Source organism: Streptomyces sp. NPDC049687 (genome assembly GCF_044465285.1).
In the GTDB taxonomy this organism is placed as follows: Bacteria; Actinomycetota; Actinomycetes; order Streptomycetales; family Streptomycetaceae; genus Streptomyces.
In genome coordinates, this window is record NZ_JBITLN010000029.1 from 25,136 (window position 1) to 49,434 (window position 24,299).

The window sequence follows — 24,299 nt, forward strand, 5'->3', positions numbered from 1 at the left end:
CCGGCACGAGGTCTGATCAGGCCTCCATCGGCGGTCACGGACAAGGCGGTTGGGTGGCCCCGCCTTGGTACCCCCGCCTCCGGACGTCCCTCTACCGTCCAGTAATGTCGGGCGCCAGGACATCAGAGGAGGAACCTTGTCCCGGTCCGAACGCTCGCCCCTGCTGCTGGCGGGTCTGCTCGCCGCCGCGGGGGTCGCCCACTTCGCCGCCCCACGCCAGTTCGACGCGACCGTCCCGCGCGCCCTCCCGGGCTCACCCAGGGCCTGGACGTACGGCAGCGGCGTCGCCGAGCTGGCGCTCGCGGCCGGTGTGGCGCTGCCCCGGACCCGGAAGGCGGCGGCCGTGGCCACCGCCGCGTTCTTCGTCGGCGTCTTCCCCGCCAACGTCAAGATGGCGCTGGACTGGCGCGACCGTCCCACCCCCCACAAGGCAGCCGCGTTCGGCCGGCTGCCCCTGCAGGTACCCCTCGTGCTGTGGGCCCGCAGCGTCGCGCACAGCACGGAAGGACGCCCATGACGAAGACGCTGGAGACCGGCGACAAGATCGAGGACTTCTCGCTCCCGGACGAGACCGGCACGGTCCGCAGCCTGACGGAACTGCTCGCCGACGGCCCCGTCGTCCTCTTCTTCTACCCGGCCGCCCTCAGCCCCGGCTGCACCGCCGAGGCCTGCCACTTCCGCGACCTCGCCGCCGAGTTCGCCGCCGTTGGCGCCCGGCCGATCGGCATCAGCGGGGACTCCGTCGACCGCCAGCAGGAATTCGCCGGCCGTCACACCCTCGGCATGACCCTGCTGTCCGACAGCGACGGAACCGTGCGGGAACGATTCGGCGTGAAGCGGGGCGTCTCCCTGATGCCCACCAAGCGCGCCACCTTCGTCATAGCCCAGGACCGCACCGTCCTGGAGGTCGTCCGCAGCGAGCTGCGCATGAACACCCACGCCGACCGCGCCCTGGAGGCGCTGCGCGCCCACCGCGCCTGACGGCCCCGGGGCCCCTCGGCCCGCCACCGGCCCGTCGCGCCGCCCACCACCGGCCCGTCGCGGTTGATGCCCCGGGACAAAGGGACCATTCTGGACGACATGGAGCATGTCGTCGCTGCGGCCGTCATCGATGCCCAGGGCATCGTGACGGGCTGGAGCGAGGGTGCCCGGCTGTTGACAGGGCATCCGGCCGAGGAGGCCGTGGGACGGGCGGCGGCCGACCTGCTCGCCGAGGACCTCACACCGCTCCCGGCCGGGGCATGGCGGCGGCCCGTCGTCGTACGCCATCGTGACGGTCGCCCCGTGGCCCTCACCGTCACGGCCTGCCCGGTGCTCGGACCCGACGGGGAGCCCACGGGCTGGACCCTCACCGCCGAACGGCCCGCCGCCCCGGAACCGACCCTGGCCGGGCGCGCCTTCCAGCAGGCGTCCATGTCGATGTCCGTGTTCGACCCCCGGCAGCGCTACCTGCGCCTGAACGAGGTCGCCTGCCAGGTCATGGGCGTCTCCGAGGACGTCCTGCTGGGCCGCCACTTCCCCGACACCGTTGAGGAAGCCGAGCACAGCCGGGGCTTCAACTGGCACCTCCGTCACGTCGCCGAGACCGGCCGCCCGATCCGCTACGAGAGCTTCACCGGCGCCCCCGCCCTCAATCGGGAGCACGCGTGGACCACCGAGATGTGGCCCGTCCGGGAGGACTCCGGAGAGGTCAGTGGGGTCGCCCTGGCCGCGTTCGACAGTACCGAGCAGTACCTCGCCCGCCAGCGCCTGGCCCTGCTGAACAAGGCGGCGGCCTCCATCGGCACCACCCTCGACGTGGTGCGCACCACCGAGGAAGTGGTCGAACTCCTGGTCCCCCGGTTCGCCGACTTCCTGAGCGTGGACCTGCTCGACTGGGTCCTCGGGGCCGAGGAACCGCCGCCCCTGCTCGAGGGCGAGATCGTGCTGCGCCGCGTCGCCCACGGCTCCGCCCACGAGGGGACCCCCGAGGCGGCCGTCCCCCTCGGGGGCACCGACACGCATCCGCCCGACAGCCCGCCCGCACGGGCCCTTCGGGAGAAACGCGCCATCCTCAGCCAGGCGGGCGAGCCGGACTTCATGCACTGGCTCGCCGAGCGCAACGCCCGCGCTCCCGAGGGCCGCGCCTTCCGCCGCGGCGTCCACTCGATGATCTCGGTCCCGCTGCGGGCCCGCGGCACCACCCTCGGCGTGCTGGTAGGCGTCCGTATGAACCACCCGGACGACTACGAGGCCGACGACGCCGTCTTCGCCGAGGAACTCGCCAGCCGGGCCGCCGTCTGCATCGACAACGCCCGCCGCTTCGCCCGCGAACGCACCACCGCGCTCGCCCTCCAGCACAGCCTCCTGCCGCGCGGCCTGCCCGGCCAGGCGGCCGTCGAGGTCGCCCACCGCTACCTTCCCAGCGGCTCCACGGCCGGTATCGGCGGCGACTGGTTCGACGTCATCCCGCTCTCCGGCAGCCGGGTCGCCCTCGTCGTCGGCGACGTCGTCGGGCACGGCATCCCGTCCTCGGCCACCATGGGCCGCCTCTGCATGGCCGTCCGCACCCTCGCCGACGTCGACCTGCCGCCCGACGAGCTCCTCACCCACCTCGACGACCTCGTCACCCACCTGGCGGGCTACGAGGAGGGCGGCGACGACGTCGCGGAACTGGGTGCCACCTGCCTCTACGCCGTCTACGACCCCGTCAGCCGCCGGCTCACCCTCGCCGCCGCCGGCCATCCCGCCCCGGCCCTCCTCCTGCCCGACGGCCGGGCGGAGCTCATCCGGCTGACCCCCGGACCCCCGCTCGGCGTCGGCGGACTGCCCTTCGAGGCGGTCGAGCTGGAACTGCCCGAGAACGCGATCGTCGCCCTCTACACCGACGGCCTCATCGAGGACCGCGACCGGGACGTCGACCGCGCCACCACCGAACTGTGCAGCGCCCTCACCGCGCCGGCCGCCACCCTCGACGCCCTCTGCGACACCGTGCTCAAGGCCGTCCTGCCGGAGGAACCCGGCGACGACGTCGCCCTCCTGCTGGCCCGCACCCGCGCACTCGGCGCCGACCGGGTCGCCACCTGGGACGTGGACCCCGACCCGGCACTCGTCGCCGCCACCCGCCAGGCCGCCACCCGGCAACTCACCTCATGGGGACTGGAAGAGAGCGCCTTCGTCACCGAACTCGTCGTCAGCGAACTCGTCACCAACGCCATCCGCTACGGCGAACCACCCATCCAGCTCCGGCTGATCCGCGACCGCAGCCTCATCTGCGAGGTCTCCGACGGCAGTTCCACCTCCCCGCACCTGCGCCGCGCCCACGCCTTCGACGAGGGCGGACGCGGCCTGCTGCTCGTCGCCCAGCTCACCCAGCGCTGGGGCAGCCGGCAGACGGACCGGGGCAAGACGATCTGGGCGGAGCAGGTGCTGCCGCCGGTGTGATCACTGGAACGGGCAGCCCGGGTTCGGCACGTCCTCGGAGAACGGTGCGCCGTGCGGCAGTATGTAGAGCACCTCGAGGACGAGCGTGGTGCCGCCCAGGTTCCGGCCGAGGTGGACGTCGCTCGGCCCGCCCGGCTCGCGCACGGTGGTGCCCTTCGGATAGACGCCGTCCACGGCGCAGTCGGCGTGGTAGTGGCTGAGCGTTCCCTGCTTCACGTACCCGTACACGGGCCCGTCGTGGTAGTGCCAGCCGGTGGCCTGGCCGGGCGGGACGGTGACCTCCCGGAGCGTGTAGTCGGTGTCCCCGATCGTGGTCTGGTAGATCACCTTGCCGGTCACTCCGGGTCCCGGCGGGGTCGCGTGGGCGGTACCGCCGGCGAGGACGGTGGCGGCGACGACCGCGCCGGACAGGGCGGTGCGGAACGCGATGCGCATACGAAGGGCCTCCTGGCTCGTATCGTGAGCGACGACATGCCGCTGCGAACATAGAGGCACAGCAGGCCTGTTCGCGCCGAATTCCGGGGATCACCCGTCCCGGGCCCCGGGCAGGTCGCCCTCTCCGCCGACGGCGTGGCCGACCACGGGAAGAGACCCTCGCCCTCCTCGCCGACTGGAGCGCCCCTCGCCGCCCGTGTGGAGCCCGTCACCGTCTCTCACCCGCCGGCGGCCACCTGGGCGAGCGTCCGTCCGGTCCGCACCGAGCGCGCCCGCCGCGGATCCGGCGTGCCGCGACGGGCGCTCCCACCGGACCTCACCAGCAGCCAGGCCTCGTCCTCGTCATCGCCGCCGTCCTTCCCGCCCCGGAACCGGGTGAGCGCGTAAGAGCCGCGCAGCTTCTCCCCGTGCAGCCGGAACGACACGTGCCCCCGCCGCAGGGCCTCCTGGAAGCCGTCGGCACCGCTCAGCGGCTCGTACGTCCCCCGGTCCCACACGATGACCGTCCCGCCCCCGTACTCGCCCTCCGGAATGACCCCCTCGAACTCCTCGTACTCCAGCGGATGATCCTCGGTCGGCACGGCGAGCCGCTTGTCCTTCGGCCGCGCGGAGGGCCCCTTCGGGACCGACCACGACTTCAGTACGTCCCCCACCTGCAACCGGAAGTCGAAGTGCAGGGTGCGCGCGTCATGGATCTGCACGACGAACCGCGGCTCCTCGCCGCCCCCGCCCCCCTGCCCTTCCGGCTCCCCGGTCCTGCCGAAGTCCCGCCTGCCCCGGTACTCCTTCAGCCGCTCACTCACCTGGCCCTCCTTCCCGCGGCCCCCGGGTACCCCGTGCCCCTGCTCAGAACTCCTCGTGCACCTCGGGATCCCCGCCCAGCCGCTGGTGTGCGCGCTCCGCGATCACCTCCATCTGGGCCCGGCCGAGTTCGAACCCGAAGACGTCGAGGTTGGCGCGCTGACGCCCGGGGTCGGCGGACTTCGGGATGGGGACCGCGCCGAGCTGGATGTGCCAGCGGAGCACGACCTGGGCCGGGGTGACACCGAGGGCCTCTGAGACGGAGACGACCGTGGGGTCCTGCAGGAGGGCCGAGCCCCGTCCCAGCGGGCTCCAGCTCTCGGTGACGATGCCCTTCGCCTCGTGGAAGGCGCGCAGCGCGTCCTGCGGGAAGAGGGGGTGCAGCTCGATCTGGTTGACCGCCGGCAGGACGCCCGTCTCCTTCTCCAGGCGTTCGACGTGCTCGGGGGTGAAGTTCGAGACGCCGATCGAGCGGACCAGGCCCTCCTCACGAAGTTTGATCATGGCCCGCCAGGAGTCGACGTACTTGCCGACCCGGGGGAGCGGCCAGTGGATCAGGTACAGGTCCACGTAGTCGAGGCCGAGGCGCCCACGGGACTCCTCGAACGAGGCGAGGGTCTCCTCGTAGCCGTGGTGGCGGCCCGGGAGCTTGGTCGTGACCACGATCTCCTCGCGCGGGACCCCGCCGCGCGCCACCCCGCGGCCGACCCCGCTCTCGTTGCGGTAGTTCGTCGCCGTGTCGATCAGCCGGTAGCCGAGGCCCAGCGCGCCGGCCACCGCCTCCTCCGCCTGCGCGTCGTCCATCGGCCAGGTGCCCAGCCCGAAGGCCGGGAGCTGTGTGCCGTCGTTGAGCGTGTGCACCGGGATGTGGGTCACCGTCGGACCTTCCTCTGGGCTGTCTCGTCCTCCCAGCCTCACGGATGAGGCGAGCATCGATCAACCGCACCGAGCCGAGGCCCTGTCGCCAGGTCCCGGTATCGCTGTCACGATCTTCCTGCAGGCGTACGCACGACGAGCGGAGCGGGCATGACGACGGACTTCGACAGCCAGGTGACGGAGACGGCCGGGGTCGAGGTGAAACCGGTCGCCGGCCACATCGGCGCCGAGATCGACGGCGTCGACCTGGCCGCCGGCCTCGACGACGCCCAGGTCGCCGCGATCAGGGCGGCCGTACTGCGCTGGAAGGTGGTGTTCTTCCGCGACCAGCGCCTCGACCACGCCGCACACGTGGCGTTCGCACGACGCTTCGGTGAGCCGGTCGTGCTCCCCAGGCGCGGCAGCGCCTCGCCGCCGGACTTCCCGGAGATCGAGACCACCGCCGACCGGCTGGAACTGGGCGGGAAGTTCGGCATGGAGCACGACGAATGGCTCCAGCGCCGCCGGCACACCCTGCTGCGCGGCTGGCACTGCGACCACGGTGCCCGGATCGACCCGCCGGCCGCGACGATCCTGCGCGCCGAGACCGTACCGCCCTACGGCGGCGACACCACCTGGTCCAATCTGGCGGCCGCGTACGCGGGACTGTCCGCGCCCGTCCGGGAGTTCGTGGACCGGCTGAGGGCCGAGCACCGGCTCGGCGTCGGCTACCAGCCGAGGCCGGGCGAGGACGCCTACGTCCGCCACCTGCTCGAGCACCAGGTCGCCTCACTGCACCCGCTGGTGCGCGTCCACCCGGAGACGGGAGAGCGGATCCTGTACGTCAACGGCTACTACGTCGAGCAGATCGCCCAGGTCTCCCGGGCCGAGAGCCGGGCGCTCCTCGACATGCTGCTGGAGCAGGCGGTCCGTCCCGAGTACACCGTCCGCTTCCGATGGGAGCCCGGCAGTGTGGCCTTCTGGGACAACCGGGCCACCATCCACCTCGCCCCCGGCGACAACGCCCACCTTGGCTTTCCGCGCACCATGCACCGGGTGATGCTCACCGGCGACGTGCCCGTCGGGGTGGACGGCAAGCCGTCGGAGCCGGTGACGGGGACGGAGCCGGGGCGCTGGTGAGCCTCACGGCCCGGGCTCGGCGCGGGTCACGAACGGGCGTCCGTCCTCCGGGATGAACACGACGAACTCGCGGGTGCCGTGGACCACGCGGGCCAGCCCCAGGCGCCGGTCCGCGCGCACCACGGCCTCGACGAGTTCGCCGCCCTCGACGATCCGCTCGCGCCGCGCGTAGTGCCGTACCAGGTCCTGCGCCGGTCCGTCGACCCAGAGCCCGACCTCCGCCCCCTGCCGCAGCGCCGCAAGCAGTTCCTCCCGCGGGCGGCCGGGGACCGCCCCCCGGACCCGGTGCCGCAGGCGTTCCTCCACGCTGGGCTCGGGGTCTCCGACCACCTGGGCCCTGCACCCGGGGCAGGCCGTCTCCCCGGTCGGATCGAAGGGGCTGCGGTACACCGTGACCCGGTCCCGCGGAATGCCGCACAGGGTCCCGCCCTTCGACAGCGCGTGACCCGTGCCCGGCGCGTCGTCGTCCTCGCAGTGGGCGAGGAACCGGGGCCGCCGCCCCGGCCCGGACCACCGGCCCCGCAGATCAGGATCCGACACGGCCGTCAGGCCTCCGCCGTGGGCCGCCAGCCCAGCGCCGGACCAAGCTTCGTCGCCATGTCGGTGAGGATCTGTACGTAGTCCTCGTGCTCGAAGGTGAACGGCAGCGCGAAGGCCACCTCGTCGATCTCGCGGAACGCCGCGTGGGCGGACAACCGCTCGGCAATCTCCTCGGAGGTGCCGACCAGGTCCGGCGCGAACAGCAGCCGGGCCGGACCCTGCGGGGACGCGGTGCGCGGCAGCCGCTTGGCGACGAACTCCTCGTACTTCGCGCGCTGTTCGGGCGAGGCGGAGTCGGTGGGGATGACCACGAGCCCCTGGGAGACGCGCGCGGCCTCGCCGTCGGGGTGGGCGGCGCGGAAGGCGCGGATGTGGGAGAGCTGGATCTCCGCGAAGTCCCGGGTGTCGTCCGGTCCTTCGGCCTTGACGACACTGCTGGTCAGGAAGTTCATGCCGTGCTCCCCGGCCCACTTCGCCGAGCTCACGCTTCCCCCGCCGTACCACATGCGGCGGCCCAGGCCGGGCGAATGCGGCTGCACCCGGTCCGAGCTGTACTCCATCTGCGGCTGCCGCCGTGTGGCCTCGACCCCCTCGACCTCGCTGAAGTCGGTGGCCGGCTCGCCCCGCACGAAGTCCAGCAGCCGCCGCACCCGCTCGTAGCCGAAGTCCTCGGCGTCGGCCGTGTCCGGGTACAACGCGTCCTTGACCTGCTCGAAGTGCATCGGCGGGCCGACGCTCACCCCGGGGTTGAGCCGGCCCCCGGACAGGACGTCGACCGTGGCCAGGTCCTCCGCGAGGCGCAGCGGGTTCTCCCAGCCCAGCGGGATCACCGCCGTGCCGAGCTCGATCCGGCGGGTGCGCTGCGAGGCGGCCGCCAGGACGGCGACGGGGGAGGAGATGCCGTACTGCAGATGGCGGTGGCGCACCCAGGCGCTGTCGAAGCCGAGCCGCTCGCCCAGCTCGACGATCTCCAGAGTGGTCTCGTGTCCCCGGCGCGGGTCGTCCCCGTCGAACAGTCCGATGGTGAGGAAGCCCAGCTTGCGCAACGGGCGTGAGATCGGCGGCACGGGCTCCTCCAGCGGTCGTGCGTCGGTGCTGCCCCGATTGTGTCAGGCGAACATCGCAGACGTGTGATCAGATCAACGGGATGGTGACCTCGTCCTCCACCGGAGGGCTGAGCTCCTGCGCGAGGTTGCCCGTGGCGGCGTGGCAGCGCAGGCGGACCGACTCCGGGGTGACGTCCAGGCGCAGGAAGCACTTGAAGAACGGCGGGCTGTACGTCGCCGAGCTCGGTGAGAACAGCTGGGTGTAGATCTTGCGCACGGGCAGCCGGAACCGCTTGCGGCGGTCCGGGCGGCTGCCGGTGCCCAGCAGGCCCGCTATCCACCGGATCCGGCGGGTGACCCGGACCTCCGGGCCCGGCGCGCGGGTCGGCGGGATGCCGAGGCGCTCGGCGACCACCGCCTGCGCCTCGGCCTCGGTGAGGGCGAAGAAGCGGCGCAGGCGCAGCCGGCGGCCGTAGAGCCTGCTGTAGAAGGCGAGGGAGTCACCGCGCAGCGGATAGCAGCGGAATTCCCGCTCCGTGACGCCGGCGACGCGGACGCGCGGGATGGTGTGCGTGGCGTGCATGAAGGCGCCACCGCCGCCCGAGACGACGTACTGCAGGGTGCGGCCGTCCGCCAACCGGACGGGATAGCGCTGGTAGTTGTGGATGTCACCACCGATCGCGGCCACATAGTGGTGCTCGGGCGCCCGGACGATGTCGTCGACGGTGCCGCCCCCTTCGATCGGGCACGGATGGTGCTCGCCGTCGACGTACAGGGGCGACCCGGTGACCAGGATCTTCGGCCGCGGTCCCTGGGACACCTCGCGCAGCCAGGCGCCCTGTTGGGCGTCGAGGGTGCCGAGCAGACCGGTGTCTATGCCGATGATCCGCACCGGCCCGGCGTCGATCGCCCAGTACGGTCCCGGCTGCACGGCCTGCTGGCCGGCGGCCGAGCGCAGCTTCCGCGCCTCGGCGAGGCGTTGCCCGTCGTGCGCGGGCGGCCGGTGCCACAGCAGGGAGCGCAGCCAGGAACGGGTGAGCGGGCGGGGCGCCGGCTCGGCGGGCAGGGGCGGGGCGTCGTCGCAGAAGACCCGCATGAAGCCGCCCAGGTCCTCGTACCAGTCGTGGTTGCCGGGTATCGCGTAGACGGGGGCCGGGTAATCGCGGTACGGGCGGAAGAACTTGGTGCCGTAGTCGTCCGTGCCGCCGACGGGGTAGATGACGTCGCTGGCGAGGACGGTGAAAGAGGTGTCCTGACTTACCCTCAGGAAACCCGGGACGACGGCGTACTGGGGATCGTCGCCCTCGCCCGTGTCGCCGATGACCATGAAGGAGAAGCGGTCCGGGTCGGTGCGCCGGATCACCTTGTCGGCGGGCACCCCGGCAGCCTCCCGCTGCGCCACCCACCGGCCGCGCGTACGGCCGGTCGGGTCCCCGAACCAGGAGGCCAGCACGCCGTTGCGGGCGGCCCACAGCATGCGGGGATCGAGCCAGGAGATCTTCTCGACCCGGGCCGGCATCAACTGTCGGTAGGTACCGGGTTCGGTCTCGCCCCAGCCGGCGCCCGCGGCGGTATCACGTGAGGAGTCAGACACGGGCGCACCGTAGCAATGATCCACCCTGGGCGCGCACCCGGGGCCGCCGAGCCCGCGACCGGCGAACGTACAGCTCACTCACAGAAAGGCGGGGGTGGCCGCCACGGCCGGGCCCGGCACCGAGGGATAACCCTCGAAGCACCCGACTGAGGCTGACATGCCACCGTCAAGCCTGTCATTCTCCCTCCCAACTGCCGCACGCCAGCGGCACGTCGCCCTCAGATGTTTCACGGTCCCGCACCACTCAGCTCGTCCCGGACAGCACACCCGTCTGCCCGGTCTGTCACCGGCCGTACCCCGCGGCCGCCGCAGTAGGAGAACGAGTGAGACCCAACCCCCGCAAGCGGACCGCGGCCGGAGCAGCCCTGCTCTCCACCGCCGCCCTTCTGGCCCTCGGCGTCCAGTCGGTCCCGGCAGCCGCGAAGCCCGCGTCCCCCCACCCCAGCCCCCTGCGCACCGGCGGCCTGTCCGCCGACCTCACGCCCGCCCAGCGCACGACGCTGATCAAGAACGCTGACGCGAAGAAGACGCAGACGGCGCAGACCCTGGGCCTCGGTGCCAAGGAGAAGCTGGTCGTCAAGGACGTCGTCAAGGACAACGACGGCACCGTGCACACACGCTACGAGCGCACCTACGCCGGTCTGCCCGTCCTCGGCGGCGACCTCGTCGTGCACACGCCCCCGGCCTCGCTGGCCGCCGGCACCGTGAGCACGACCTTCAACAACAACCGCCGTACCGTCTCGGTCAAGTCGACGACGGCCACGTACAGCAAGGCGTCCGCCCAGACCAAGGCCCTGAAGGCCGCCAAGGCGCTCGACGCGAAGGACCCCGCCGCCAAGAGCGCCCGCAAGGTGATCTGGGCGGGCGAGGGCACGCCGAAGCTCGCCTGGGAGACGGTGGTCAGCGGCCTCCAGGACGACGGCACGCCCAGCAAGCTGCACGTCATCACCGACGCCCTCACCGGCGCGAAGCTCTCCCAGTTCGAGGGCGTCGAGACCGGCACCGGCAACAGCCAGTACAGCGGCACCGTCACCATCGGCACCACGCTGTCCGGCTCGACGTACCAGCTGTACGACACCACGCGCGGCGGCCACAAGACGTACAGCCTCAACAACGGCACGTCGGGCACCGGCACCCTGATGACCGACACCGACGACACCTGGGGAACCGGCTCCGGCTCCAACACCCAGACCGCCGGTGTCGACGCCCACTTCGGCGCGCAGGTCACCTGGGACTTCTACAAGAACACCTTCGGCCGCAGCGGCATCAAGAACGACGGCGTCGCCGCCTACTCGCGCGTCCACTACAGCTCGGCGTACGTCAACGCCTTCTGGGACGACGACTGCTTCTGCATGACGTACGGCGACGGCACCAGCAGCACCCACGCGCTGACCTCGCTGGACGTGGCCGGGCACGAGATGACGCACGGTGTCACCTCCAACACCGCGGGCCTGAACTACTCGGGTGAGTCGGGCGGTCTGAACGAGGCCACCTCCGACATCTTCGGCACCGGTGTGGAGTTCTACGCAGCCAACTCCTCGGACGTCGGTGACTATCTCATCGGCGAGAAGATCGACATCAACGGCGACGGCACCCCGCTGCGCTACATGGACGAGCCCGACAAGGACGGCGGCTCCGCCGACAGCTGGTACTCCGGCGTCGGCAACCTGGACGTCCACTACTCCTCGGGCCCGGCGAACCACATGTTCTACCTGCTCTCCGAGGGCAGCGGCAGCAAGACGATCAACGGCGTCACCTACAACAGCCCGACCTCCGACGGTGTCGCCGTCGCCGGTATCGGCCGGGCCGCGGCGCTGCAGATCTGGTACAAGGCGCTGACGACGTACATGACGTCCAGCACCAACTACGCCGGTGCCCGCACCGCCGCCCTGAACGCGGCCGCGGCGCTGTACGGCTCCAGCTCCACCCAGTACGCCGGGGTCGGCAACGCGTTCGCCGGCATCAACGTGGGCAGCCACATCACGGTCCCGTCGACCGGCGTCACGGTCACCAACCCGGGCAGCCAGTCCGCCACCGTCGGCAGCGCGGTGAGCCTGCAGATCTCGGCCGGCAGCACCAACAGCGGCTCCCTGACGTACGCCGCGACCGGACTGCCCACCGGTCTGTCGATCAGCAGTTCCACCGGTCTGATCTCCGGCACGCCGACCACGGCCGGCTCCTACAGCACGACCGTCACGGTGACCGACAGCACCGGCGCCACCGGGACCGCCTCCTTCACCTGGACGGTCAGCTCCTCCGGAGGCGGCGGCTCCTGCACCTCGACGCAGTTGCTGGGCAACGCCGGCTTCGAGTCGGGCAGCACCACCTGGACCGCCTCCAGCGGCGTCATCACCAACTCCAGCAGCCAGGCGGCCCGCACCGGCTCCTACAAGGCGTGGCTCGACGGCTACGGCTCGACCCACACCGACACGCTGTCCCAGTCGGTGACGATCCCGAGCGGCTGCACCAAGACCACGTTCACCTTCTACGTCCACATCGACACCGCCGAGACCACCACCAGCACCCAGTACGACAAGCTGACGGTCACCGCCGGGTCGACCACCCTGGCCACGTACTCCAACCTCAACGCGGCCTCCGGGTACGTCCAGAAGTCCTTCAGCCTCGGCTCCTACGCGGGCTCCACGGTGAGCCTGAAGTTCTCCGGCGTCGAGGACTCCTCGCTGCAGACCAGCTTCGTCATCGACGACACCGCCGTGACGACCGGCTGATCCGGCACCACCTGATCCGCACCACCCGACCGACGTCCCGCACGCAGGCTCCCCCCGCGCGCGGGACGTCGTCGCGTTCAGCTCAGCGGGTCCAGCGTCAGATACGCCTGGCGCGGGGAGCCGTCGTGGACGAGCGACTCCTGCTGTCCGACGTCGTCGAAGGCGAACGCGTACGCCTTCCCGTCGGCCATCTGCGCGTGGATCTTGCGGGCGTAGTGGTTGGTCACCGCGTCCTGGTAGAAGTTCGCCGTCGTGGCGTCCGGCTGGTTGGGCTCGACCAGGAGTGTCGACCGGTTGAAGCCCGCGCACAGGGTGCGGGAGATGGGGCCGCGCACGGCGTCGTTGGGGGCGTCGAGCAGCTTGTGGCAGCCGAAGACGCTGGCGGCGTCCGGTTTCTGGAAGCTGGTGACGACCGTGCCGGAGGCGTTGGTGAAGTTCAGTGCGTTGCCCGAGACCCGGCCGTAGTACCTGGTGCCCGGCTGGTCGGCGAACGGCGTCACCGTGAGGGTCGTCGTGGCGTACTTCTGCCAGACGCGGTTGACGTAGTCGTCCATGACGTTCGCCGGAAGGGCCCCGGTCTCCACCCCGTACAGCGGGGAGAGTGCCCGCAGCACGGTGCCGTCGGACCGGGTCTGGATCAGGTTCGCCCAGCCGCCGGGCTGACCGCGCAGGGCGGTGAAGAACCCGTTGTAGCCGCCCGCCTTGAGATGCCCGGTGCTGACCGTGCTTCCGTCGGCACGCTGCACCCCGACCGCGTACGGCGCGGAGAACATGTCGACCTGGGTGCTGTTCAGCCACAGGCCCGAGTCGTTGAGTGTGTACTCCGACCAGTTGAAGAGGATGTTCCGGTTGGGGTCGCTCGGGTTCTGCACGGCCGGCTGTACCAGACCGCCGGTGGTCAGCCTGAACACGAGTTTCTGGCCGTACGAGAAGTAGATCCGGCCGGAGAACCTGGGGATCCGGACGGTTGCCGACTGGCCGGCGGCCGGGCCGGGGATGGAGGCGTCCGGCGCGGGAGTGGGCGGGTTGCCTCCGGCCGGCCAGGCGTGGAAGGTTCCGTTCGCGTCCGCCCAGCCCTGCTGACCCGTCGTCAGCAGGGTGCCGAGATTGTAGACGTAGAGGGCGTCGGCACGGCCCGAGTTGTTGGTGATCTTCAGCTGAAGGGTGTCGGGGACGGCGGCGCCGGCCGGCGGCCCGAGGGTGAGCAGCGCGCCGAGGAGGGCGACGGCTCCGAGCAGTGCGGTGGTGATCCTGGAGAGCACTCTCCACCTCCGAGCGGGTAGGCCTGTGGGGTTGGTCCATACCTGTGAGAGCGCTCTCAAAATCGCACCGCGATGTGCTCATGTCAACGGATCCGGACGAAAGAGGCGCCCGCTGCGGTGACCGGGCCTCGGGCGCCCTGGCGGTCAGAAGGTCCGCTTCAGCAGGTCCAGCAGCGCCGCCCAGTGCCGCTCCGCGGCCTCCTCGTGGTACGCGGCGGTGTCGGCCTGCGTGTAGCCGTGCGGGGCACCCTCGTAGACCTCGCAGGTGTGCCGTACCCCGGCCGCGGTGAGGGTGTCCTCGAGGAGCTGGATCTGCTCGGGCGGCAGCGACGGGTCGTTGTCGGCGTGCCCGAAGTACAGCTCGGCGGTGACGCGGTCGGCCATCAGGTGCGGGCTGTCCGGCGCGTCGACGGCGAGCCGTCCGCCGTGGAAGCCGGCCGCCGCCGCGACCCGGTCCGGGTGGGCGCCGGCCGTGTACAGGACGAGCCGGGCGCCCATGCAGTATCCGGTCAGTGCGACCGGGCCGTCCGCGACCAGCGCGCTCTCCTGCAGCCACCGCAGATACGCGTCGGCGTCCCGGACGATCAGCTCCGGGGTGAGGCCCTCCATGAGGGGACGCAGCGCCTCGAAGATCTCCGGACGTGCGGCGGGGTCGATGAACTCGGGCATCTCCACGACCGGGGCGCGCCCGTGACGGTAGAACACGTTGGGGACCAGCACGGTGTAGCCCGCCCCGGCGAGCCGGTCGGCCATCGCCTCGAGGTGCGGGCGCAGTCCGAAGGCGTCCTGGTACAACAGGACGCCCGGCCGGGGCGTCCCGTCACCCGGGTGCGCGAGGTAGGCGTCCGCGACGCCGTCCTCGGTGGGGATGTCCACGGCTGTTCCCTGTACGGAGGTCATGGGGGGTGCCTCTCTGCGCGGTTCACGACGAGCGGTCGACGGTCCGGCCGGGCCGGTCCGCGCTCATCGTTGCATGCACCACCGAGCCGCCCGTTCGGGCCCCCTGCGCCTGGGGTGGTGGGAGTTACTCGAACCGCGAGGGGTCGCCGGCCCCGCGCCGCACGATCTCGGCCTCGCCCGAGGAGAAGTCGATGACCGTCGTGGGCTCGGTGCCGCAGTCCCCGGAGTCCAGCACCCCGTCCACCACGTGGTCGAGCTCGTCCTTGATCTCCCAGCCCTGTGTCATCGGCTCCTCCTCGCCCGGCAGCAGCAGCGTGCTCGACAGCAGGGGTTCGCCGAGCTCGGCGAGGAGGGCCTGGGTGACGACGTGGTCCGGGATGCGCACGCCCACCGTCTTCTTCTTGGGGTGCTGGAGCATGCGCGGCACCTCCTTGGTCGCCGGGAGGATGAAGGTGTAGCTGCCCGGCGTCGACGCCTTGATCGCGCGGAACACGTCGTTGTCCACCCGCACGAACTGGCCGAGCTGCGCGAAGTCCTGGCAGACGAGGGTGAAGTGATGGCGGTCGTCCAGCTTGCGGATGGTCCGGATCCGGTCGATGCCGTCCTTGCTGCCCAGCCGGCAGCCCAACGCGTAGCAGGAGTCCGTCGGGTACGCGATGAGCGCGTCCTCCCGGATGGCCTGCGCGACCTGTGCGATGGTGCGCGGCTGGGGGTTGTCGGGGTGCACGTCGTAGTACTTGGCCATTGGCTGAGCTTATGCCGTGGGGCGGCCCAGCAGATGCACCCAGCTGTCGGTGAGCAGGCCGAGCGCTGTCACCGGGTCGCTCTGCCAGCCGTGGCGCATCCAGTGGCGGGACAGCTGGTCGAGCTGGGTGAGGGCGAGGAAGGCGCGCATGCGCCGGGAGCCGGGATCGAACCGGCCGGCCCGGTCGAGGGCCGCCTGGACATCCGCGACCAGCCCGTCGAGCCGGCCCTCGACCAGCTCGCGCACCTCCGGGTCCACGGCCGCCGCCTCGTGCGCGGCCAGGACGTACGGGCGGATCCGGGGCCACTGCTGCGCGGTGGCGCGCAGCCAGGCCGCGATCCCGTCCCGGCCGCCCTCGCGCACGACGGCCACCAGATCCGGCGAGCCGTCCCGCGCCCACAGTTCCTCGAGCTGGCCGAAGAGCGCCTTCATCAGCGCCGTCCGCGACGGGAAGTAGGCGTAGAAGGTCACCCGGGTGGTGCCGGCGGCCTTGGCGATGTCGTCGACCGTGGTGCCCGCGTAGCCGTGCGCCTCGAACAGCTCCAGCGCCGTCGACAGCAACAGCCGGCGGGTCATCTCCTTCTGAGCGGCGCGCAGATGGGGCACGGACACATCGTACGTCCGGGCCGGGCCGCCCGCGGGGCGAATATCTCTCTTTACATACATATGAGGTCATATCTATTCTCCACGTGTTCTATTCTCCACGTGTCCGACGCCGGCACGCCCACCCGCGGCATCGACCGCCTGGCCTCCGAGCTCGCGGTCTGCCTCCCCGCGCTGCACCGGACCCTGCGCCGCCGGGTCGCGGCCGCCCCCGGGCATCCCAAGCGCCCCGAGGGCCGGCTCCCCTGGCCTCCCGGCTCACCGAAGCCGGCGAAGTGAGCGCCGGCAGGACAGCGCCGACAAGCGTGTCGCGCATCTGTGTCCCACGGCCACCTCGCGCACCCGTCTCGCCGAGGTCCGCGACCTCGAGACGGCCTGTCTCGCCGAGGCCCCGACGGCCCTCACTACGGCGAGCCGGACGCCCTCGGGCGCCGCACCGGCCGCGCTGACGTCCCTCACCCGGCACCTGTACACCGCCGCGCACTGACCGCGCTCGCGTCAACGGCCCGCACGCCGTCGTCGTCACCGGGCGGCTCTGCGTCGCGGGCGCGGCGGTCCTGGCCGCCGCCGGCATGACCTCGCGCCCGGCCGCCCCGGTGGGACTGACCTGCGACTGCCCGGCCCGCGTGAGGTAACGTCCCCGACCGATATGACTGGTTCGGCCCGCGCGGGCCGGGAGGGACGAGGAGAGCGCCGACATGGCCGGCCACGACGACGGGAACCGTCACATGACGGGCGGCGCCGACCCCACATGGGCGCAGGAACTCCTCGAACACCTGCGCCCCACCGGCTCCGGCATCCGCAAGATCGTCGGCTGGCTGGCCGCGAGCGTCGACGCGACCGTGTCCCTGCGCGACGCCCACGGCACTCCGCTCGCCGGAGCGCCGATACCGCTGGACGAGGAGCTGGTGGCCGACCTCGTCTGCGGCCGCCTGGCCTCCGCAGCCTGGGAGGGCGACGGCCGCCATCTGCGTCTCGTCAGGGTCGAACTCCCCGGGCCGAGCACGGCCGGTGTGCTCGCGGTGAGCCGTACGGCGCCCTTCGACCGGCGCGCCGCCGACATCCTCACGCACACCGCCACCGTCCTGGAACTGCTGCTGCGCGCCCAGCAGACCGTCGCCACCGGGGACCGCCTCGCCCGCGCCACCTCCGACCTGCGCCTGGCCATCCTGCAACTGCTCATGGTCGAGGACATCGTGGCCGCCCGGCGCGTCGCCGCCGGCCTGTGGCCCGGCCTGCTCGACACCGACACCGCCTGCGTGTACGTCGTCGAGAGCGCCCCCGAGGACCGCGACCGCCTGGCCGAGGAGTGCGTCGCCGCCACCCACGACGAAGCCCTCGTCGTCCGCTGCCCCGCCATGGACGGCCATGTCATCGTCGTCGTCCCCGACGACACCACCGCCGCCGACCTGCGGGCCCTGTGCGATCGCAACCCCCACGCCTTCCTCGGCGGCAGCGCCCGCCAGAGCCTCGCCCGCACCGCCACCGCCTACGGACAGGCCGTCAGTGCCCTCGCCGTCGCACACTTCCGCCCCGACAAGACGGCCGTCTACGCCGAACGCACCCACCCCGAACGCCTGATGGACCCCGAGGTGCTGCGCTCCTGGACCACCAGGCTGCTGCGCCCCCTCGACACCCTCCCGCACCACACCCGCGCCGAACTCCTCGCCACCACCCGTCTCGGCCTGGAGTTCACCGCGGTCAACGCGGCCAAGGTCCTCGGCGTCAGCCGCAACACCGTCCGCGCCCGCATGGACCGCGTCGAGAACCTGCTCGGCGCCGACTTCTCCGATCTCACCGTCCGCGCCACCGTCCACCTGGCCCTCAACACCCAGATCGGCATCGCCGAGGACCCCACCGGAGGCGCGCCGGCCCCCGTGCGGCTCGGCGACCTGCTCACCGGTCCCGCCCTGCGCACCTGGGCGCGGGATCTGCTGGCCCGCCTGGACTCCGACGCCCGCGACCTGCGCCGCACCCTGCGCGCCTGGATCGCCGTCGGCGGCAACGCCGAACGCGCCGCCCACCTCCTCGGAGTGCACGCCCAGACCGTCCGCGAGCACGTGCGCAGCGCCGAACCCGTCCTCGAACGGCAGCTCCTCGCCGCCGGCAGCGACCTCTACGAGGTCGTCCTCGCCCACCTCGCGACCCGCGACCTCGACCAGCCGGACCTGCACGGGGACCACCGGCAGGTACCGGAATCGGGCCATCCGGACTCACCTGTGCACAGGTGAGTCCTCGGCGCCCGCGAGCGGGCACCGGCACGATTCACAACCCGGTCACCAGGCACGTAGGTTCGTGGAACCGCGGGGTGCGACCGGCACGGGGGACTGGTCGCACCCGCGCGGGCCGTCAGCCGCGCAGCCGGACGGGGATCTCCTGCCAGCCGAAGGCGATGAACGACGGCACCTGCTCCAGCTCCCCGCCGACCGGCCGCAGATCCGGAAAACGGTCGAACAGAGCGCTCAGCGCGGTCAGCGCCTCCATCCGGGCGAGCGGCGCGCCGATGCACCGGTGCACCCCGATCCCGAACGACAGATGGTCCTCCGCCGCGCGCGTCGCGTCGAACACGTCCGCGTCGGGACCGTAGTGCGCCGGGTCCGTGTTCGCGGCCGCGTACGTCGTGATGATCGCGTCCCCGGCCGGGATCGTCACGTCACCGACCTTCAGGTCGCTCACCGCGAACCGCAGCGGCAGCGAGGCGATCGACGGGTGTGCGCGCAGCGTCTCGTCCACCACAGCGTCCCAGGAGATCTTCCCGCCGCGCACCGCCGCCAGTTGCTCGGGCCTCCCCAGCAGGGCCACCACCGCGTTCCCGATCAGGTTCACGGTCGTCTCGAACCCGGCTCCGATGACCAGCAGCAGGGTGTACAGCAGCTCCTCGTCGCTCAGCCGGTCCCCGTCCTCGTCGCGCACCCGGATCAGCTCGGTCGTCATGTCGTCGCCCGGGTGGTCCGTCTTGTGGGCGATGAGCCCGCCGAGGACCGTGCCGATCTGCTCCTGCACGAACGCGGCGTGCTCCGGACTCGGATCAGAGGTGTCCATGATCGCCGTGATCAGCCGGGCGGTGGCCTCCCGCATCTCCTCGGGCACACCGAACAGTTCGCAGATGATCCGCAGCGGCAGCGGGTGCGCGAGCCCTGCCTTCAGGTCCACCACGTCACCGTCCTGCTGCTCCAGTGCGTCCAGCAGTTCGGTGGTGATCGCCTCCACCCGCTCCCGCAGCGCCTCGGTGCGCCGGTGCGTGAAGCTCGGCGCCACCAGCCTGCGCAGCCGCGTGTGGTCGGCGCCGTACGTGGAGAGCATGTTGACCACGCCGACCCAGCCCAGGATCCAGCCCCAGGACGGGTGTTCGCCCAGCTGCGGCCACAACCGCCAGTGCAGCCGCGGGTCCTTGCTGACCTGCGGGTCCAGGATCAGCCGCTTGAGCGTGTCGTACCCGGTGGGTGCCCACGCGGGGATGCCGCCGGGCAGTTCCACGGGCACGACGGGGCCGAGCGCGCGCAGCCGGGCGCTCTCGGCGGCGATGTCGGCGCCGAGGGGGTCGAGGGCGATGCGGTCGGTCACGGTCATGAGCGTTCTCCTGGACGGTCGGCGGCACGGGGACTGAAGCGGACGGGCAGGGCGGTCAGTGAGCGGTGGAACGGCCCCGGCCGCCAGGTGAGCCGCTCGCGGGGCAGGACCGGGTCGAGGTCGGGCAGCCACTGGGTGAGCTGCTCGATCGCCTCGGTGACGATCAGCAGCGTGTGCTGCTTCACCGGGCAGGCGTGCGGGCCGGCACCCCACGACAGGTGCGAGGCGTCGTTCGGGTGCCGGCCACGGGTGACCTCCTGCTCGTCGAAGTGGCCCAGGGCCCCGTACGACACGACCACCGGCACGGCGTCCCGCAGCCACACGCCGTGGAAGGAGACGGGTTCGCGGGCGTAGTAGACGCCGTAGTTGGCCAGGGGTGTCTCGTGGTGCAGGACCTCGACCACCGCGTCCAGGACCGGGCGGGCGCCGCTGGTGAGGGTGGAGTAGTAGGCGGGGTTGCCCAGGATCCGGGAGAGGGTGTTGGACAGCAGGTTCGCGGTCGGCTCGTAGCCGGCGCCGAGGGTGAGGAACACCTGCCAGGTGACCTCCTCGCGGGTGAGCCGCGCGGGATGGTCCAGCAGCCGGCTCGGCAGATCGTCCCCGGGCCGCTCGGCCTTGGCCGCGATGAGTTCCAGGACGTACTGGACGTACTGGGTCTCGCCCTCGGCCGCCTGCGCGCCGCCCTCCATCATCTTCCCCAGGCCCTCGTTGAGCCGGTCGCCCTGGTGGTCCGGCAGCCCGAACAGGTCGTTGAGCACCAGCGCCATCAGCGGCCGGGAGAAGTCACCGACCAGATCCGCCTCGCCGCGCGGGCCGATGCGGGCCGCGAGCAGCCGCACCGCCCGATGCACCCGCTCCCGCAGGTCGTGCGGCTCCACGAGGTCGAACACGTCGATGAGCGTGCGGCGGTAGCGGACATGGGCGGCCCCGTCGGCGAACAGCGCGTTGGGCCGCCAGCGCATCATCCCCAGCACCGGTGAGTCGGCCGGGACGGTCTCCTCCCACGCCCGGGGGTCGTGCGAGAACGTCTCGTCGTCCTGCATCACGTCCAGCGCCGCCCGCCGGTCCGTCACGACGTAGGCCGGCACACCCGGCACCAGCTCCGCCCAGCCCACGGGCCCCTGGGCGCGCAGGGCGCCGTAGTAATGGTGCGGATCCGAGGCGAAGCCGTCCTCCCACAGTCGCACCGGCGCCGAGCGCGAGAAGTCCCGCCGATCCGGGGGATAGGTGGTCACCGGGCCTCCACGGCGTCACGGGCCATCAGGTGGTCGACCAGCGCCAGCAGGGCGTCGATCGAGGAGTGCGCGTCCCGCGCGTCGCACGTCACCATCGGTGTGGCCGCCTCCAGGTCCAGCGCCCGGCGCAGCCGCTCCACGCCGTGGTGCCGGGGCGCGTCCGGGAACTCGTTGAAGGCCACCGCGTACGGCAGCCCGCTTTCCTCCACCAGCCCCAGCACGTCGAAGGACGCGTCGATCCGGCGGCTGTCCACCAGGACGAGCGCCCCGAGCGCCCCGTGGGCGATGTCGTCCCACAGCGCCCGGAACCGCTCCTGCCCGGGCGTGCCGAACAGGTACAGCACCACCCCGCCGGGCAGGCTGAGCCGGCCGAAGTCGATGGCGACGGTCGTCGTCGACTTGTCGCGCACCCCGGCGAGGTCGTCCACCTCCGCGGACGCCTCGCTGATGTGCTCCTCGGTGTGCAGCGGCCGGATCTCGGAGACCGAGTCGATCAGGGTCGTCTTGCCCACCCCGAACGGTCCGGCGACCAGGATCTTCACCAGGTCGCGGGCGGTGTCCGGAAGATGGACGCCGGCGGTGTCACGGGCGGCACTAGGTGTGCTTGAGGGCGCGGAGGCCATCGGCCACTCTCTTCAGCAGGTCGGGGTCGAACCGCCCGGCGGGCGGGATCGGCGCACGGGCGAGGACCAGGTTCCGGTCGACGAGGTCGGCCGCCAGCACCCGCACCGCGGACACCGGCAGCCTGAGCAGCGCCGCCGCCTCCACCACCGCCAGCGAACCGCCCTCCAGGGCGTCCAGCAGGGCGAGTTCGGCGGCGGGCAGTCCGGCGGGCCGGTGCTCGCCGCTGAGAGCGAGCACTGTCAGCCGCTCCATGTGGGGGCGGCTGGGCCGGGCCACCCCACCCGTCGACAGATACGCGGGGACCAGGGGACGGCCGGCCGGGCGGCCGGTCATGCCGACGCGTTGTCGTCGGCTCCTCGGGGCGCGGCCGCCATGGCCTTCTCGCCCAGTCGAGCCACCTGGGAGTGCACCCGGTGCGCCAGTAGGTCCAGCCGCACCTCGCCGTCGCCGTACGCGGCCACGCAGGTGCCGTGATCGGTCGGAACGATGAGCACGTAGCCGTGGTCGGACTCGATGACGATCTGCCGTACCTCCGCGCGCTCCCGGTCGGCGAACGCGGCCGCGGCCGTACGGCAGGCCCCCTGCACGGTGCTGGTGATGGCGGCCACCCGCTCGGCCGACGGCTGCGACAGCGCGTCGGTGTACCCCGTCACGAGCCCGTCCCGGGTCAGCATGACGGCGGCCATCACGTGCGGCACCTGCAGGATCGGTTCCAGCACCCATGCGGTGTCGCCCGTGTTGCGGCTGGTCATCGGGTCGCTCCCCCTTCTACGTGGTCGGTCTGGTCGGTGTCGTCGTCGGCCGCCGGGGCCGGGTCGCCGGTGTCGTCGTCGGCCACCCTGGCCGGGTCGGCGGAGCCCGGCGTGGTCCCGGCTCGAAGCTCCTCCGCGGGCGCCTCGGCCGCGCCCGCGCGGGCCGCCGCGGTCCCGGACTGCAACGCGCCCAGCGCGGCGGCGGCCTCCTCCGGCCGGGGTGCCGGGCGGGCGGCGGACTCCTCCGGGACGACGGCCGCCCGGACACGGCGGCGGCGCTGCGGCAGCCCGTCGCCGTCCGGCGTGCCGTGGTGCCCGGCGGCCTCGGGGGCCGGGTTCTCGGTCCCGTACGTGTGCGAGGGCGCCGCCCGCTCCGGGACCGTCCTGCGGGTCGTTCGCGGAGCACTGACCGCCGGAGGCCGCTGCTCGGGGTCGATGCGGCTGATCAGACGGCTGTCGACCCGCAGGACCGCGCGCACCCCGCCGTACGGGGAGGCGGAGGAGACGTCGACGTCCAGGTCGAACTGGCGGGTGAGCCGGCCGATCGCGGCCAGCCCCATGCGCGGCGGATCGCCCAGCGCGGTCAGCAGGATCGGCTCGTCCCCGGCCACCAGCCGCTGGGCGCGCTCGCGTTCGTCACGGGTCATCCCCAGGCCCGCGTCGTCGATGGTCACGCACACCCCGTGGTGGACGTGCTCCAGGCTGACCACGACGTCGGTGTCGGGCGAGGAGTGCCGCAGCGCGTTGTCCAGCAGCTCGGCGACGATGACGGCGACGGGCTCGACGGCGTGCGAGACCAGGGCTGTGCCGGGCTCCAGATGGTTGTGGACCCGGACCCGCTGGTAACCGGCGAGCCGGGCCTGGCCGCCCGTCACCGCGTCCACGACGTGGGACTCCTCGCGGGCGAGTCCCACCCAGGCCCCGCACACCACGGCGGCGACCTGCGCCCGGCGCAGCGACTGCTCGTTCTCGTGGTCGAGCCGGAACAGGGTCTGGGCCAGCTCCGGGTCGTCATAGCGCTGCTGGAGGACGCGCAGGGCGTCCTGGAGCCGGTACAGAGCCGCCTGGATCTCCCGGGTGGCGCCCCGCATCCCGGCCTGCGCCGCGGCGTCGACCCGGGTGCGCTGGGCGACCACCTCGGACTGCAGCGCGAGGAGCACGTTCTCGAGGGCGATGCCCAGAGGGGTGCCGACGGTCAGCGGCTGGAGGGGGCCGGGCACGTCGAGATGCGGATGGGCGACCTGCCGGGCGGCGGCGGGTACGCGGTGCGCCGCCAGATGCTCGACCTCGGCCGTGAACGCCCGGACGGTGCCGTCCAGTTGGGTGCGCAGGGCGGCGATCTCCGCGAGCTGCCGGGTCCGTTGGCGTCGCAGCCGCAACAGCCCGCCGCCCAGGGCGAGCGCGGACAGTGTGCCGGCGGTCAGGCCGCCGGCCACCAGATCCGGTAATTCGATCATCGATTCGGGTTCCAGGGAGGTCGGACGTCGTTCCGGGGGGTGCTCGCAGCACAGTACACACTGTCATTGGTCGATCTCGCACGGTCGAGCGAGACTCGGGTCCGAAACTGCTCGGCATCTGTTCGCTTCTGTGCCGAGTGCCGGGAATGCCATGCACCATGGGCGAGTTGAGCCGACGGCCGGCGGCGCCACTGGGCGGCCCTACTGTCGGACCGGCGGGTGCCGCCGAACGGGGGCCGCGGTCACCCCTCCCGGTGAGCGTGCCGGCATGGGCGTGTACCACCGGCGTGAGCCTCGCGTTCCCCCGGCATGGACCGACCTTCCCCCGCGCCGCCCATGGGCGACTGCCCCTCCGGCCTCCTGTATGCCCCCTTCGCCCGCGGCGGCCTGCCCTGCCGTCTTCCGATCTACGCGCGACTCGTCGCGGAGTGGCGCGCCCGCGGGCGGACCGTGCCCGCCCGTCCGGACGTGCACGGGGTGTTTCGAAGCACCACCTAGCTTGATCTTTAACCTCGGGTCTCGAACGGCTCGTCGTACTTGATCACTCGCGTCGGTAACTGCCCTATGTGCAGGCGGCCTTCGGCTGAC

The 24,299-nt window shown here is 72.3% G+C and carries 23 protein-coding genes; 7 read left to right on the forward strand and 16 right to left on the reverse strand.

Annotated features, from left to right (window positions below; genetic code table 11):
• The first annotated feature begins 136 nt into the window (after positions 1-136).
• From ACIBVL_RS42320 to ACIBVL_RS42330, 3 genes are all read left to right on the forward strand, one after another.
• On the forward strand, positions 137-517 hold the full coding sequence (locus ACIBVL_RS42320; protein WP_399106462.1) for a MauE/DoxX family redox-associated membrane protein: 381 nt from the start codon (positions 137-139) through the stop codon (positions 515-517).
• Positions 514-981: a peroxiredoxin gene (locus tag ACIBVL_RS42325; RefSeq protein WP_399106464.1), complete on the forward strand. Its 468-nt coding sequence runs from the start codon at positions 514-516 to the stop codon at positions 979-981. The genes ACIBVL_RS42320 and ACIBVL_RS42325 overlap by 4 nt, the downstream gene beginning before the upstream one ends.
• A 99-nt stretch (positions 982-1,080) precedes the next feature.
• Entirely contained in the window at positions 1,081-3,423 is a 2,343-nt protein-coding gene (locus ACIBVL_RS42330; RefSeq protein ID WP_399106466.1) for a SpoIIE family protein phosphatase, read from the forward strand.
• Here ACIBVL_RS42330 and ACIBVL_RS42335 read toward each other — a convergent pair whose 3' ends face one another.
• The 3 genes from ACIBVL_RS42335 to ACIBVL_RS42345 all read right to left on the reverse strand — a co-directional run bounded on the left by ACIBVL_RS42335 (position 3,424) and on the right by ACIBVL_RS42345 (position 5,535).
• Positions 3,424-3,858: a cupin domain-containing protein gene (locus tag ACIBVL_RS42335; RefSeq protein ID WP_399106468.1), complete on the reverse strand. Its 435-nt coding sequence runs from the start codon at positions 3,856-3,858 to the stop codon at positions 3,424-3,426.
• Between the two features lie 218 nt (positions 3,859-4,076).
• Positions 4,077-4,661 carry a DNA polymerase ligase N-terminal domain-containing protein gene (locus ACIBVL_RS42340; RefSeq protein WP_399106470.1) on the reverse strand — a complete coding sequence of 195 codons (585 nt, stop codon included), beginning with the start codon at positions 4,659-4,661 and terminating at the stop codon, positions 4,077-4,079.
• A gap of 43 nt (positions 4,662-4,704) precedes the next feature.
• Positions 4,705-5,535 (reverse strand): aldo/keto reductase, encoded by an 831-nt coding sequence (locus ACIBVL_RS42345; RefSeq protein ID WP_399106472.1) that lies wholly within the window; start codon positions 5,533-5,535, stop codon positions 4,705-4,707.
• 150 nt (positions 5,536-5,685) lie between these two features.
• Between ACIBVL_RS42345 and ACIBVL_RS42350 the strand changes: the two genes are divergently transcribed.
• Positions 5,686-6,654, forward strand: a complete 969-nt coding sequence (locus ACIBVL_RS42350) for a TauD/TfdA dioxygenase family protein (RefSeq protein ID WP_399106474.1) — start codon at positions 5,686-5,688, stop codon at positions 6,652-6,654.
• A 3-nt stretch (positions 6,655-6,657) separates the two neighbouring features.
• Here ACIBVL_RS42350 and ACIBVL_RS42355 read toward each other — a convergent pair whose 3' ends face one another.
• From ACIBVL_RS42355 to ACIBVL_RS42365, 3 genes are all read right to left on the reverse strand, one after another.
• Entirely contained in the window at positions 6,658-7,194 is a 537-nt protein-coding gene (locus tag ACIBVL_RS42355; RefSeq protein WP_399106476.1) for a hypothetical protein, read from the reverse strand.
• Positions 7,195-7,199: 5 nt separating this feature from the next.
• Positions 7,200-8,261 (reverse strand): LLM class flavin-dependent oxidoreductase, encoded by a 1,062-nt coding sequence (locus ACIBVL_RS42360; protein WP_399106478.1) that lies wholly within the window; start codon positions 8,259-8,261, stop codon positions 7,200-7,202.
• A gap of 67 nt (positions 8,262-8,328) precedes the next feature.
• A complete protein-coding gene (locus tag ACIBVL_RS42365) occupies positions 8,329-9,834 on the reverse strand; it encodes a metallophosphoesterase family protein (protein WP_399106480.1) in 1,506 nt (501 codons plus the stop codon).
• A gap of 323 nt (positions 9,835-10,157) precedes the next feature.
• Here ACIBVL_RS42365 and ACIBVL_RS42370 point away from each other — a divergent pair, with 323 nt between their 5' ends.
• A complete protein-coding gene (locus ACIBVL_RS42370) occupies positions 10,158-12,563 on the forward strand; it encodes a M4 family metallopeptidase (protein ID WP_399106482.1) in 2,406 nt (801 codons plus the stop codon).
• A 77-nt stretch (positions 12,564-12,640) separates the two neighbouring features.
• Here ACIBVL_RS42370 and ACIBVL_RS42375 read toward each other — a convergent pair whose 3' ends face one another.
• The 4 genes from ACIBVL_RS42375 to ACIBVL_RS42390 all read right to left on the reverse strand — a co-directional run bounded on the left by ACIBVL_RS42375 (position 12,641) and on the right by ACIBVL_RS42390 (position 16,076).
• The gene (locus tag ACIBVL_RS42375) at positions 12,641-13,825 is read right to left on the reverse strand and encodes a glycoside hydrolase family 64 protein (protein ID WP_399106484.1); all 1,185 of its coding nucleotides are present in this window, start codon (positions 13,823-13,825) and stop codon (positions 12,641-12,643) included.
• 144 nt (positions 13,826-13,969) lie between these two features.
• Positions 13,970-14,725: a dienelactone hydrolase family protein gene (locus ACIBVL_RS42380; RefSeq protein ID WP_399106486.1), complete on the reverse strand. Its 756-nt coding sequence runs from the start codon at positions 14,723-14,725 to the stop codon at positions 13,970-13,972.
• Between the two features lie 124 nt (positions 14,726-14,849).
• Entirely contained in the window at positions 14,850-15,470 is a 621-nt protein-coding gene (locus ACIBVL_RS42385; protein ID WP_399106488.1) for an L-threonylcarbamoyladenylate synthase, read from the reverse strand.
• Between the two features lie 9 nt (positions 15,471-15,479).
• Positions 15,480-16,076, reverse strand: a complete 597-nt coding sequence (locus tag ACIBVL_RS42390; protein WP_399106490.1) for a TetR/AcrR family transcriptional regulator — start codon at positions 16,074-16,076, stop codon at positions 15,480-15,482.
• 99 nt (positions 16,077-16,175) lie between these two features.
• Here ACIBVL_RS42390 and ACIBVL_RS42395 point away from each other — a divergent pair, with 99 nt between their 5' ends.
• Both ACIBVL_RS42395 and ACIBVL_RS42400 read left to right on the forward strand, forming a co-directional pair.
• The gene (locus ACIBVL_RS42395) at positions 16,176-16,352 is read left to right on the forward strand and encodes a hypothetical protein (RefSeq protein WP_399106492.1); all 177 of its coding nucleotides are present in this window, start codon (positions 16,176-16,178) and stop codon (positions 16,350-16,352) included.
• A 419-nt stretch (positions 16,353-16,771) separates the two neighbouring features.
• Entirely contained in the window at positions 16,772-18,304 is a 1,533-nt protein-coding gene (locus ACIBVL_RS42400) for a helix-turn-helix domain-containing protein (RefSeq protein WP_399106494.1), read from the forward strand.
• A gap of 118 nt (positions 18,305-18,422) precedes the next feature.
• On the opposite strand, the gene ACIBVL_RS42405 is transcribed toward ACIBVL_RS42400, so the two are convergent.
• From ACIBVL_RS42405 to ACIBVL_RS42430, 6 genes are read right to left on the reverse strand one after another with little or no spacing between them, the layout of a single operon-like run.
• The gene (locus ACIBVL_RS42405; protein ID WP_399106496.1) at positions 18,423-19,643 is read right to left on the reverse strand and encodes a cytochrome P450; all 1,221 of its coding nucleotides are present in this window, start codon (positions 19,641-19,643) and stop codon (positions 18,423-18,425) included.
• The gene (locus ACIBVL_RS42410; RefSeq protein ID WP_399106498.1) at positions 19,640-20,878 is read right to left on the reverse strand and encodes a cytochrome P450; all 1,239 of its coding nucleotides are present in this window, start codon (positions 20,876-20,878) and stop codon (positions 19,640-19,642) included. Before ACIBVL_RS42410 ends, ACIBVL_RS42405 begins: the two co-directional genes overlap by 4 nt.
• Complete coding sequence (locus tag ACIBVL_RS42415) at positions 20,875-21,501, reverse strand: GTP-binding protein (RefSeq protein ID WP_399106500.1); 627 nt, start codon at positions 21,499-21,501, stop codon at positions 20,875-20,877. Before ACIBVL_RS42415 ends, ACIBVL_RS42410 begins: the two co-directional genes overlap by 4 nt.
• Positions 21,473-21,835, reverse strand: a complete 363-nt coding sequence (locus tag ACIBVL_RS42420) for a DUF742 domain-containing protein (protein ID WP_399106501.1) — start codon at positions 21,833-21,835, stop codon at positions 21,473-21,475. Before ACIBVL_RS42420 ends, ACIBVL_RS42415 begins: the two co-directional genes overlap by 29 nt.
• Complete coding sequence (locus tag ACIBVL_RS42425; protein WP_399106503.1) at positions 21,832-22,254, reverse strand: roadblock/LC7 domain-containing protein; 423 nt, start codon at positions 22,252-22,254, stop codon at positions 21,832-21,834. The genes ACIBVL_RS42420 and ACIBVL_RS42425 overlap by 4 nt, the downstream gene beginning before the upstream one ends.
• Positions 22,251-23,711, reverse strand: a complete 1,461-nt coding sequence (locus tag ACIBVL_RS42430) for a sensor histidine kinase (protein ID WP_399106505.1) — start codon at positions 23,709-23,711, stop codon at positions 22,251-22,253. Before ACIBVL_RS42430 ends, ACIBVL_RS42425 begins: the two co-directional genes overlap by 4 nt.
• Between the last annotated feature and the right edge of the window lie 588 nt (positions 23,712-24,299).